Source organism: Bacillus sp. Je.9.29.b, assembly GCF_051129925.1.
Taxonomy (GTDB): domain Bacteria; phylum Bacillota; class Bacilli; order Bacillales; family Bacillaceae; genus Bacillus; species Bacillus safensis.
The window spans coordinates 67,546-79,836 of record NZ_JBCPSO010000009.1 but is presented as its reverse complement, the minus strand read 5'-3'; the positions used below and the strand labels follow the sequence as shown (position 1 = coordinate 79,836).

The 12,291-nt window shown below is 43.3% G+C and carries 10 protein-coding genes; 1 reads left to right on the top strand and 9 read right to left on the bottom strand.

Going from position 1 to position 12,291, the window contains the following annotated elements:
• Window position 1: 1 nt before the first annotated feature.
• Window positions 2-1,003, bottom strand: coding sequence for a FecCD family ABC transporter permease (locus AAZR19_RS17260; RefSeq protein ID WP_041107888.1), 1,002 nt, complete (start codon window positions 1,001-1,003; stop codon window positions 2-4).
• The gene (locus AAZR19_RS17255; RefSeq protein WP_198527743.1) at window positions 1,000-2,028 is read right to left on the bottom strand and encodes a FecCD family ABC transporter permease; all 1,029 of its coding nucleotides are present in this window, start codon (window positions 2,026-2,028) and stop codon (window positions 1,000-1,002) included. Before AAZR19_RS17255 ends, AAZR19_RS17260 begins: the two co-directional genes overlap by 4 nt.
• Window positions 2,029-2,351: 323 nt before the next feature.
• Here AAZR19_RS17255 and AAZR19_RS17250 point away from each other — a divergent pair, with 323 nt between their 5' ends.
• Complete coding sequence (locus AAZR19_RS17250) at window positions 2,352-3,761, top strand: polysaccharide deacetylase family protein (protein WP_326349824.1); 1,410 nt, start codon at window positions 2,352-2,354, stop codon at window positions 3,759-3,761.
• A gap of 216 nt (window positions 3,762-3,977) precedes the next feature.
• Here AAZR19_RS17250 and abc-f read toward each other — a convergent pair whose 3' ends face one another.
• The 7 genes from abc-f to AAZR19_RS17215 form a co-directional block, all read right to left on the bottom strand.
• Complete coding sequence (gene abc-f / locus AAZR19_RS17245; protein WP_326349847.1) at window positions 3,978-5,537, bottom strand: ribosomal protection-like ABC-F family protein; 1,560 nt, start codon at window positions 5,535-5,537, stop codon at window positions 3,978-3,980.
• 332 nt (window positions 5,538-5,869) lie between these two features.
• Entirely contained in the window at window positions 5,870-6,640 is a 771-nt protein-coding gene (locus tag AAZR19_RS17240) for an ABC transporter ATP-binding protein (protein WP_326349823.1), read from the bottom strand.
• On the bottom strand, window positions 6,634-7,452 hold the full coding sequence (locus tag AAZR19_RS17235; protein WP_326349822.1) for an ABC transporter ATP-binding protein: 819 nt from the start codon (window positions 7,450-7,452) through the stop codon (window positions 6,634-6,636). Before AAZR19_RS17235 ends, AAZR19_RS17240 begins: the two co-directional genes overlap by 7 nt.
• Entirely contained in the window at window positions 7,415-8,302 is an 888-nt protein-coding gene (gene opp1C / locus AAZR19_RS17230) for a nickel/cobalt ABC transporter permease (protein ID WP_326349846.1), read from the bottom strand. Before opp1C ends, AAZR19_RS17235 begins: the two co-directional genes overlap by 38 nt.
• Before the next feature lie 5 nt (window positions 8,303-8,307).
• A complete protein-coding gene (gene opp1B, locus AAZR19_RS17225) occupies window positions 8,308-9,237 on the bottom strand; it encodes a nickel/cobalt ABC transporter permease (RefSeq protein ID WP_218677421.1) in 930 nt (309 codons plus the stop codon).
• Window positions 9,238-9,252: 15 nt separating this feature from the next.
• Window positions 9,253-10,893, bottom strand: coding sequence for a nickel ABC transporter substrate-binding protein (gene nikA / locus AAZR19_RS17220; protein ID WP_434703832.1), 1,641 nt, complete (start codon window positions 10,891-10,893; stop codon window positions 9,253-9,255).
• 120 nt (window positions 10,894-11,013) lie between these two features.
• Window positions 11,014-12,183: a macrolide family glycosyltransferase gene (locus AAZR19_RS17215; protein ID WP_434703830.1), complete on the bottom strand. Its 1,170-nt coding sequence runs from the start codon at window positions 12,181-12,183 to the stop codon at window positions 11,014-11,016.
• Window positions 12,184-12,291 lie beyond the last annotated feature (108 nt).

Here is a 12,291-nt window from a genome sequence, read left to right as displayed (position 1 = left end):
TTTATTTCGTTTTAGTTAATAAATAGAGAAAATACGGGGCACCGATAAAGGCCACGACCACACCCGCCGGTATGGCATTTGGAGCAAAGATGGAACGTCCAATTGTATCGGCACTGACCAAAATCAACAAGCCAAGCAGCGCACTAACTGGTAAAAAATACTGATGCAGTGAACCGACAAGCCTCCTAGCCAAATGCGGGGCGACGAGGCCAATAAAGCCAATACCACCTGTCATTGAAACACTTGCACTCGCGAGGCCTACCGCTAAGGTCAAGAGGAGAAGACGTTTACGCTGGACACGTACACCTACACTTGAGGCGACAGCATCTCCTAATGTCAATGCATTGAGCGTGTTTGTCTGCATCAGCGTAAGCGGCACAAGGCATACAATCCAAGGCAGAAGCGCCAGCACATGAATCCAGTCTCTCCCCCATACATTGCCCACAAGCCACCTTGAAGCAAACGTATATGTATCTTCATCCAGCTTCAATGACAAATATAAGGTGAGTGCACTAAATCCCGCAGCAACCGCAATGCCAACTAAGATCAGACGGATAGGAACAAGCCCTTCATGCCGGTCATATGCAAGAAGCACGATGACCGCTGCCGCAAGCAGTCCGCCGCCAAACGTAAAGAGCGGAATAAGAAGAGACGGATTGCCTTCAAGTGCGTGAAAATATGTCACAAACACAATTAAGCCAAAGGCTGCCCCTGCATTCAATCCAATAATCCCAGGGTCGGCCAGCGGGTTACGGGATAAGCTCTGCAAAATGCCGCCAGCAATGCCAAGACCAATACCAGCTAACATCGTCACCACAATTCGAGGCAGACGATAGTCAAACAGCACCGTTTCACTTTGGAAATCTCCAAAGCCAAATAACGTCTTGACGACCATGACAGGGCTAAGTTTCAGCGTACCGGTATTTAAACTATACAGCACAACAGCCGCACTCAAGCAAAGCAAAACGACTGTCACGACAAGAGCACGCTGTTTCTCTCTCATGACAGGTTCCTCCCTTCTTTTCTGGCAATGTATAAGAAGAAAGGAACTCCAACAAGTGCCACCATCACGCCAATGGCAAGCTCTCTTGGCGGATTGACTGTACGGCTGGCAAGGTCTGCAAAGACAAGCAGCATTGCGCCTAATATCGCTGACATCGGAATGACGAAACGATAGTCTACACCAACAAGCTTTCGTGCGATATGCGGGATGACGAGACCGACAAACCCAATCGATCCGACTGCTGATACAGAAACCCCTGCTAATAACACAGCAGCAGTCATTCCTAGTATTCGCACTTGCCGTGTTTTCACCCCTAAATTTGCCGCTGTATCTTCACCGAGCGATAGTAAGGAAAGTGACCGGCCTAATAGCATGGCCCATACGATCACAATCAGAATAACCGGGGCGAGAATCGTCAGCTGCGGCCATTTCACACCAGCTACCCCGCCTGCATACCAAAAAGCCAGATCCTGACTCAGGTCAAAATAAATCGCGATCCCAGAGCTGAGCGCATGAATCAATGCGGCTACAACCGCTCCTGCCACAGTGAGGCGCAGCGGTGTCAATACGCCGCCAGCCGCTCCAATCGCAAAGATCAGCAGCGTACTGAGCACAGCACCAATAAAGGAAAAAAACATCAGTGCTGAATAAGGTATTCCCGGGAAAAAAGCAAAACAGAGAGCGACCACAAACATCGCACCGCCATTAATGCCCAAAATCCCCGCATCTGCCAGTGGATTTCTTGTGATGCCCTGCATAAGAGCACCCGCTACGGCAAACGCCGCTCCCACTAGAGCTGCCCCTAAAACACGTGGAAGTCTTAATTCATGGATGATCTGCTGCTCTGTGACATTTGACTGGTAGTCAAATACAGCTGTCCAAACCGTTTGCAGAGACAATGTTTTTGCACCGTATGACACAGCAAAAAACATGGCAGCCGCTAAACCAATGACGGCGAGAAAAAATATCAAAAAGAACAGAATATGTGATGATCGTTTTTGTTGCGGTTTTCGCTTATCCTGCAAAATCGGTGTCATCCTTTTCTTCATTAAAAGTCAGTTTGAAAATGAGAATCATAATCAACAAAATTATAGCCGTCAGCCTCTAAAAAATCAATGTACACCCTTTTTTTTAATTAATGAAGGTATATGCGGAGCATCGGGGTGGGAGGTTCTTTTTGCCGCTCAGTACGGCCTATCATTTTTTCTCCTAGTTTAATAGGAAAATAGTTGACAGTTCACATGAATATCCCCTAAAATTACAAAAGTAAGTCAAATGTTATAAAAATATTACAAACAGATGTCAAACTAATAAAGAATGACCCGTCATGAGAGGAGATTTGAAAGTTGTGTCAGTAAAGGGAAAATGGAGTATCGTCCTATTTGCGCTTGCAGTCGTCATTGGAGCAGTTGCTTTCTTTCAAAATCAACAAGCAAGCGGTACAGAGAAGAAAAATGTAAAGCAGGATACGAACTATAAAAACGTGGAAATTGTCACTCTCGTAAATGACGGGAAATTTATGAGATATGCAGTCAACTATCCTCTTTTTCATCAAAAAGAGCTAGATGACAAGATTCAAAGCTATGCCAATTCAGCATTAGAGCATTTCAAAAAAACATTCAGTGAAGCAAAGGATATTGATGAAAATAAACGCTATGAACTGAATATTGATTATGAAATGGTGCATTATGCGAAGCAGTCTGCTGCCATCCGCTTTACGACCTATACGTATACTGGCCAGCAAAGTGGAACCACCAATCATCTCACGATTAACTTTGATTTTCAGAAAAAAACCTTTCTTGACACCAAAGATTTATTTCTGCCTAAAACCAATTATTTAAAGAAATTATCCTATATTACATATACAGAGCTTCGAAAGGATAAAACCTTATCTAAGGATCAGCCTCTCCTTCAGAAGGGAACAGCCCCTGATGCTCAAAACTTCAGTCAATTTGCCTTGAAAGACAAATATGTAGAATTTTATTTCCCTGCATCTCAAGTAGCAGCAGAGGATCTTGGGCCGCAAACACTCGCAATCAAAAAGACATTGCTGAAGGACATATTAAAGCCAGATTATATGGATAAACTCAAAAATAAAAATGAAATGAAAGAACCGAATCCAAAAAGAAAAGCCGTCAAGCTGCCGCAAAAATCAAAGCTTGACCCGAATAAAAAAGCCATCGCACTCACATTTGACGATGGTCCGAATCCAGCGACAACCTCAAAAATTTTAGATGCGCTGAAGGCAAATAAAGGACATGCCACCTTTTTCGTATTAGGCAGCAGGGTGCAATATTACCCTGGAATGCTTGCCGATATTTTAAAAGGCGGGAATGAGATCGGAAACCATTCCTACAATCACCCTTTATTAACAAGACTGCCTTTAGAAGAAGCGGTGAAACAAGTGAAGGACACCCAGCAGCTGATTGAGAAAGCAAGCGGATATACACCTACGCACTTTAGACCACCATATGGCGGTACAAATCAAGATATCAATCATGCAATTGGGATGAAGGTCACTTTGTGGGATGTTGATCCTGAAGATTGGAAAATCCGCAACAGCCAGCAGATCACAAACCGCGTTCTCTCACGTGCAGCAGATGGCAGAACAGTGTTAATGCACGATATTTATGAAAGCTCAGCCCAAGCAGCAGTAAAGATCATCCATGAACTCACCAAACAAGGCTACCAGCTCGTCACAGTGAGTGAACTTGAACAATTAAAAAAAGAACGACATGAACAAACCCCTGTAGAGTAAACAGGGGTCTCAGATTGTTGACAAAGGGCTAAAATGATCTTTATTTTAGCCCTTTGTCTTCTTTTCAGCGTGATGGAAAACCTTTGAAGTCTAGGAAGGACGAGTACTGGAGCGGAGCGAATTGTACATTCGTGAGCACCGGCACGCAGGACTGACAAAGAATGCGAGGGTTTGTCCGCGCGCTGAAACCCCTGTAGAGTAAACAGGGGTTTTCTTTTATGCCTCCAAAGACTTTTTTTGTTTCAATAATGCTTGAAATGTCTCTTCAAGCTCTTGCGACGGCTCAATACTTAAACGGCTGAGCACTTCAGACAGCTGCATATCAATTAACAGAAGCTCCTCTTCTCTATTTGTCACAACTGGTTTTTCTTCCTTTTGTTTATAGGCTTCATATGTGCCGTCAAATGCTTCAATACGTTCCTCATGAATATGGAAAATATGAGTGGCAACCTCCTCAATCAGCCTGCGATCGTGGGAAACAAACACAACGGTACCTGGGTAATCCTTCAATAGACCTTCAAGTGCTTCAACTGCCGCCAGATCTAAAAAGTTCGTCGGTTCATCCAGCATGAGAACATTGGCATCACTGACGAGTAAGGAAGCAAGCATCGTCTTCACCCGTTCTCCCCCGCTTAATACATCAACAGGCTTGTGCACATCATCCCCTCTAAATCCTAGTCTCGCCAAAACCGTTCGAACCACTGTTTCATCTTGAACCGCCTCTTTCAGCGCATTTTGTAAAATCGATTCATCTACCTTCAATCCTGACAGATCCTGACGAAAATAGGCTAGCTTGACAGCCTCTGAACGAGTAACTCCAGGATGTCCATTCACTAACATACGGAGAAATGTTGTTTTTCCGCTCCCGTTCTTTCCGATAATGGCAACTTTGTCTCCGCCCCTCACTTCCACATTCGCCTGCCTCCAAAGCACTTTATCTCCCGCCTTGCCATCTACATTTTCCACTCTCAAAATGGTACGGCTTGCTGTTTCCTTCATCGTATGCTGAGTCATTTGAATGGGCTGAATGTCCTTTACCTTCTCCACCTTTTCTAATTTCTCCATCCTTGTTTCAATGGATTTGGCTGTTTTTTGCAGTTTTTTTTGCTTATTTGCATAGTAGGGCTTTGCAATTTTAGGTCCTGAGGATTTCACCTTTTGGGAGGGCTTTGTCGCTTTGTCCGCCTTTTTCTTTTTCTTTTCCAGTGCATGCTCTAACTGTTTTTTCTTTTGTGTATAGGCTTCATACGCTTCCACCTGCTGACGATGTGCCAGCTCTTTTTGCTGTGCAAAATGCGTGTAGTTGCCTTTGTAATGATGTAGCTTCCCATGATCCAGCTCCCAAATCTCCGTACATATTGCATCTAAAAAAGCACGATCATGTGAAACAACAATGAGAGCTCCTTGATAATGACGCAGCTTTTCTTCCAGCCACTCAATGTGCTCCGTATCCAAATGAGTGGTCGGTTCATCTGCTAATAAAAGGGCAGACGGCCGGCTTAATGCTCTTTCAATATAAGTCTGGGTCATTTCACCGCCACTCTGTCTGCCGTCTCCTTGTTTCAATTGAGGAAGCAGCGTACAGACCGCTGTGGCGGCAACCGTGCCGCTGTCTGGTGTTTCCTGTCCTGCCAGCACATGCAATAAAGTCGTTTTTCCGCTGCCATTTATCCCTACAAGACCAATGCGGTCACCTTGATGGATGGCGAGCTCCTCAATATTAAATAACAAGCGATCTTTTCGAAATACCTTTAACTGATTGGCTTTTAATAACATCCAATCCTCTCCTTTCATATCAGGAGACATGAAAAAGCCTCCCATTCTCAGAATAGGAGGCAAAATGGTGTACAAAAATAAGCGGATTGATCCAGTATGGTGTGCCGTTCATATTTGAACACACACATCCCACGTATCAATCACTTCATTTTTTGATTCCCAAGCTGTACCATCCTATTCCGAAGCTAAAAAATGAAAACGCAGCAAACATGGCAAACTGATCGTTTGCTCACTGCTTTCGTTCGTTCATTTTGCTTACAGGTCATAGGATTAGTACTTCATTGCATTGGGTCACCCTTCCGTTGTTTGTTACGTATACGATAAAAGATTGGTTATTTTTTGTCAAGCTGAAATGGCATAAGTGAGTCGATTAACTGGAGTGTAAATGGATGGGACACTTCAAACAGTTCGTCCTTTTTGCATTCTTCCACTAGGCTTCCTTCATGTAAAAATAGAAGGTGGTCACATAGATACACTGCTGCTTCTACATCATGAGTAATGAGAAGCATGGTCATGTCTAGCTCTTGTTTTAATGTCTCAAGCAGCTCCAATATTTGTACTTGAACAGAGACATCCAGTGAACTCAAGACTTCATCTAGTATAAGAATGGCTGGGTGCGTTGATATAGCTCGTGCGATGCACACTCGCTGGAGCTGACCACCGCTTAGCTGATGAGCATATTGATTCAGCACAGACGAGGGCAGCCTGACTTGCTCAAGTAATGACAAAACCTTCTGATCCAGATTCTGATTCTGCTTTAACAAACGCATCGGTTCTGCTATGATCTCTTTCACCGTAAAGGAGGGATGAACAGAAGATAGATAATCTTGAAAGACAACACTCATTTTCCCCCGATTCACCCTCCGCCATTTGTCAGCTGTCATACCATCAATCTGTACCTCGCCTCCATCTATTTTTTCTAAACCGAGCAGGATACGTGCCAATGTACTTTTGCCACTGCCGCTCTCACCGACTAATCCGGCACATTGTCCTTTTTCGATTTGAAACGAAACATTTGATATGCGGTCTTTTGGTTTCTTTTGTTTTGAAAAAAGACCTTTCTTCTCACCGTGTTTGACTAGATCGAAAGCTGTGATCAACATGGAAACGCCTCCACTCTCTTCTGCTGCCGCAGTGCTTCAGTAGGGGCAGATAATCGAAGCCTCGTCTCAAGTAAATGCTTTGTTTGGGGATGCTCGGGTGATGTGAACACTTCCTTGGCTGACCCATGCTCAAGCATTACTCCTTGGTGCATAACCATCAATTCATCAGCAATTTCCTGAACGACGCCTAGATCATGCGTTATGACGATTAAGGTAACACCCGTTTCTTCCTTTAGGCTGTGTAATTGTCTGATGACTTCACGCCCATTAAAGGCATCAAGTGATGCAGTTGGCTCGTCTGCAATGATCATGTCTGGAGAAAGCATCATCGTGATGCCAATCATCACACGCTGAAGCATTCCTCCAGACAGTTCATACGGATATTTTTTCATCAAATCATATGGATTTTTTAAATGGACACGTGTAAGCCCAGCCATAGCATGTGCTTTTGCTTCTTTCCCGCGTAAGCCCAAATGCTGCTGAAATGTTTCCACCATTTGATGACCTATCGTTTCGATAGGGTTGAATGCATTCATGACATCCTGTGAGATGAAACCTATTCGTTTACCCCGCCATTGATGCGCTTCTTGATTTGTTAATGTTTTGCCGTCAAAAATAATCGTTCCTTCTACTTCTAGCAAAGGGGCGCCAAGATCAATTAACGCTTTGGCGACAGTTGATTTTCCACTGCCACTTTCTCCAATGACGGCTAAACAGCGTTGTTGATGTAAAGAAAATGTGATATTCGTCACTATATTCTTTTGCTGCTGTGGATCATGTACGGACAGATTTTTTACGTCGATTAAAGGCAAATGTCCTCACCCCTTTCTTTCTGGTATGATGCATGGCAGGATTCGCGGCATGCTGAAGGCTGTCTCCTAAAAAGCTCAACGCCATGACCACAAACAAGATGGCAAGTCCAGGCGCAAGCATATGGGCTGGATGTGTTACCATGACATTCTTCGCCTCGTTGAGCATCATGCCCCATTCTGGTGTAGGTGCACTCACACCTAATCCAAGAAAAGACAGTGCTGATATATTTAAGATCACCCAGCCCGCATCAAGTGTCGCAAAAACAGCAATTTCTCCTGAGATGCGAGGAAATAGATGTCTCCTCAATATGTAAAAGGGTTTGCCGCCAGTCACCTTTGCAAATTGAACAGAAGGTTCATTCGCATATTGAAGGACAGACGAACGAATCATTCTTGTATACCAGGCCCATTTCGCTAGGACATTGGCCAAAATAATATTGAATAGTCCAGGTCCGAGTATTCCCACAACCGCAAGAATCATCACCTCTGCTGGAAAGGACAGCATGACATCACACAGCCTCATCAAAACCCCATCCGCCTTTCCTCGAAAGAAGCCTGCCATGAGTCCAAGTGCGCTGCCAATGAGCATCGTGATACACATCGTCAGCATAGCTGCAAGCATTGTTGTCCGAATGCCATATAAAAGCCTCGATAATACACATCTCCCTAGATGATCCGTTCCGAGTGGGTAAGTAAGACTGGTACCGGCATATTTTTGAAGAATGTTCGTATTTGTTGGGTCATGTGGTGCTAACACTGGTGCAAACAGTCCAGCTAATGCGACAAGCACTAACAGCCAGATTGAAAGACTCGCCATACGGTCTTTTCTTAATTGATGCCACCCTATCATTGTTGTCATACCTCCTTTCGCAATTGCGGATTCATGGTCATTTGCATCATATCAGCGATGAGATTGCACATAACAAACAGGAACCCCATCACAAACAAATAGGCTTGAATAATAGGGAAGTCAGCATGGAAAATAGCAGTTACACACAACCGGCCAACCCCTGGCCAAGCAAAAAGGTTCTCAATAATAACAGTTCCCGCAATGAGCTTTGGAATAGACATGCCAAGTGCTGTCACCGCTAATTGCAGGGCATGCCTCATGACCTTCAGTTGAACGGTTCGTTCCTTTAAACCACGTGCTCTTGCGTAAAAAACAAAGGGCTCATGCTGAAATTTTAGAATTTGATTGCGTATCAGTCTCACATAGGTCGATAAGTAGCCAAATGATAATGTGACAGCTGGAAGAAGAATCGATTTGAATCCTTCCATTCCACTCGTATTAACCCAATTGAATTTGACAGAAAAAAGCCAAATCAACAAAATCCCCAGCCAAAAACTAGGCATTGAAGCGGCGATAAACACAAAGGCTCTCAATAAACGGTCCACCCAAGTGTGAGCAGCATATGCACAGATCACCCCGAACAATAAACTGAGCACTATGATAAAAAAGAGCGCTGCTCCTGCAAGCTGCAATGTCGCAGGCAGCGCCTCCATGATAAGATCAAAAACGGGCTCCTGAGTGACATAGCTCCTGCCAAAATCACCTGTTAATCCATTTTTAAGCCATGTGGCATAGCGGATGAAAAATGGCTGGTCTAAGCCTAACTCCTGCCGCATCGATTCAATCATTTCTTCTGTTGGAGTGACTTGATTCACCCGCAAAGCGACCTCTGCTGGATCACTTGCCCGCATCGTCAGCAGTACAAAAGCAAAGAAGGTGATGAAGATCATAAGCGGAAAAAGCATCAGTATTCGTTTTAAGAGATAGCGAGTCATGTCTCTACCTCCGTTTTATGACGCAAAATACATACGGTCAAATGGGATTTCATACTGAGACACATGAAAACCTACGCCTTTCAGGCGCTTATTATAAACAGCCTTTGTCACAGAATAAGAGATTGGGAGGTAGACATTTTCATCATGGATATACGTCAATATTTCTTGATACATTTGTTTCCTCTTTTGCTCATCTGGTTCTACTAATACTTCCGTAATCGTCTCGTCCAGCCACTTTTTCTTTTTCAGTCCTAATTGAGCTTGATAATCAGCATGGGATGCTACACGGAATGAAGAGACATAAGTTTGTGGATCATAAGGAAGCCCCCAAGACAGCGAGTACATCAGATCGAACTTTCCTGTTTTTTGGCGATCTAAGAATGCCTGTTTTTCTTCTCCTCTAATATCCAGCTTGATCCCCACCTGCTTGAAATCTTGTTGAATCGATTCACTAATCGTTCTTTCCCCTGCATTATCGGAATTATAGTAAATAGCCACACTCAGCAGTTTGCCATTTTGATAGCGATACCCGTCTTCTTTCATCCTCCAGCCTGCCTCATCCAATATTTCCTCTGCTTTCTTCTTTTGATAAGTTTTCTTTTTCAGTGGAATATCTGCGTAAGGGACAGAAGGAGCAAGCAATGTGTGTGCCACCTTTTCCGTTCCATTTAAAATGCCTTCAGTGATCATGTCCTTTTGAATGGCGTATTGAAAAGCTTCTCTTATTTTCGGATCTTTTGTGATTGGCTGGTTTGAATTAATCACAATCGATCTTGAACCAACAGGAGGGCTAACGGTGACACCATATTGCCCTGCTTCTTTTAAAGCCTGGAATGAGTCTCCATCAATCATGTCACCATCTGCTCCAAATAAAAGATCAATCTCTCCTTTTTGAAGCGCAAGTAAGATGGTTTGGTGATCTGGCATGACTTTCCATTTCACAGTTGAAATTTTCGGCTTTTGCCCCCAATAGTGGTCATTCATTTCAAAAACGGCATATTGATTTTTCTTATGTTCCTTTAGCACATAAGGACCTGTACCTGCATAGCTTTTAACTCCTTTTGCAGTCGTTCCATCAATGAAGCTTTTCGGAGAAATAAAACGGAAGGGGCGTGTTAAGCCCAGCTCTTCTAACGTAGGATAATAAGGCTCTTTCAACGTGAGAACAAATGTATCGTCATCTACCGCCTTTGTGGATTTGATTTCAGATACGAGATTAGGCCAAGCGTTCTTTTCAATATTTTTGACAACAGCATCAATATTCAATTTCACTGCCTTTGCATTAAAAGGCTCACCATCTGAAAAAGTCACACCTTTTCGAAGATGAAAGGTATAGGTCCTTCCATCATTTGATATGTCCCAGCTTTTCGCTAAGGCAGGCTGAACGCCCTTCTCTGTATTGACGACAAGCGATTCAAACACCATATTTTGAGCAGCCATCTCTCCACCGTATAGATGAGGATTGATGTCCCTGATATCTTTTGTACTTGCATACACGAGCTCATCTTCTTCTCTATCATTGCTGGAGGATGCTTTGTTTTCAGAGCATGAGGCCAATAAAAAACAAGCCATCACTGAAAACAGCATCAAGGTGTATGACACGTAGGGATGCCTTTTCTCATATTTCTTCTTTATGTAAACAGGTAGATCACTCATATGTACTTCCCCCAATTCAACATTATCGTAATCATTACGATTATTAATCGAAATGATTACGAATTGAATATTAGCATACAGAAATGGGAAATACAACGTCTTTTCATAAAAAAAACAGACTCATGATTGAGTCTGTTTCGCTTGTATAAATTGATCAATCACCTTTAATGCTTTTTCTGTTCCACCTGCTGCTTGGAAGCTTTCTTCAATTTTCTCAATCCCCGCACGGTACGTGTCACTGCCTAAAACCTTCTCAACAGTTTCTCTTAGCTGATTTGGTGTCAGCTGATCTTTATCAAGTGTACAGGCAGCAGATAATTCGGTCAGTCTTTGTGCCACCATCGGCTGATCTTTATCGACTGGAATGACGACCATCGGAACGTGGTAATGAATCCCTTCATTGACACTATTCATCCCGCCGTGCGTTATAAACACATCTGTCAGTTCGAGCACTTCAAGCTGCGGCACATAAGGCTCGATCAGAAAATGAGCAGGCGCCTCTTTTAAGAGAGAACGATCTACTTTTTCACCTGTTGCGATAATCACTTTTCCGTCAAAGTTTTCGAAAGCATCTATACACATATTAAAAAATGCTTCTGTATCCCCAAGAACGGTGCCCATGGAAATAAAAACGACTTTTTCTTGCTCAAGTGCTTCCAGCGGGAAATCATACTGGTCGGCTCTTTTTAGAAAGCTCGGTCCAATGAAAATAAACGAATCGTTTAATGAATCAACAGAAGGCTGGAAATATTCACTTGTATAGACGATATTCAGTTCTCCACGGTTTTTCATAAATTGCATCAAACGAGTTGGCTGAACGCCAAAACGCTCTTGTATTTTTTCTAATAGATGATCGGCTTTCTCATCCTTTCTGTATAGCGGTGTATCAAAATGCGCCTCTTGCAGCACAAAAGATGGGTTGGACCCAATGCTCGGAATGTGCAAATAATCTCGAACAAGCTCCCCTGCCCCAAACATATCAAAGTAGACCAAATCAAATGAATGCTTCTCGGAAAGTGTTTCCACCACCTCTAAAATATCATATGACGTTTGCAGCATGGCATGAAAGAACGGCTGCATAGAATCTAAATCTCCTTCTTCCACATGTAATGTCCGAATATAGTCTGGATGTATATGTACGTGAGCGCCTAAGCGTTTGATTCGTTCCTCATAATGTACAGTTGTGACCGCATGCACTTCATCGCCTCGATCCGCCCATGATTTAATCATTCCTAACATAGGATTCACATGTCCTTCAGCTGGAAACGTAATCAATAAAATCTTCGCCACAAGAAATTCCTCCTCATTGTCAATTCCCTTCCATGTTAATCATATACAGCAAGCCGGCTCAACAAATACGCCTGAAAAGGGAAGAAATGAGTCTTACGTCCAGTATTT